This window comes from Paraburkholderia sp. J7 (genome assembly GCF_905220155.1).
Classification (GTDB): Bacteria; Pseudomonadota; Gammaproteobacteria; order Burkholderiales; family Burkholderiaceae; genus Paraburkholderia.
The window spans coordinates 1-290 of sequence record NZ_CAJMYZ010000129.1; the positions used below are offsets into that span (position 1 = coordinate 1).

General features: G+C 64.8%; 1 protein-coding gene. It reads left to right on the forward strand.

Going from position 1 to position 290, the window contains the following annotated elements; genetic code table 11:
* Positions 1–290: FAD-linked oxidase C-terminal domain-containing protein (locus tag U5A58_RS40635; RefSeq protein ID WP_321965478.1), on the forward strand; the 290-nt coding region annotated here is incomplete at both ends.

Genomic DNA, 290 nt, shown 5'->3' on the forward strand with positions numbered 1-290 from the left:
GTGCCGATGGAAGAGATGGAACGTTGCGTCGCGACGCTGCGCGCGCGGCTCGAAGAGAAGTTTGCACAGCAGAAGCATCTGTTCTTCGGCCATCTCGGCGACGGCAATCTGCACGTACTAAGCGGCCCGTACGCCGACGAAGCCGCGCTGCTCGATGTCGAGGCGCTCGTCTACGAGACGGTGCGCGACGCGGGCGGGTGCATCTCGGCGGAGCACGGCATCGGCGTGGTCAAGCGCGCCTTTCTCGGACTGACCCGCTCGGATGCAGAGCTTGACCTGATGCGCAAGCT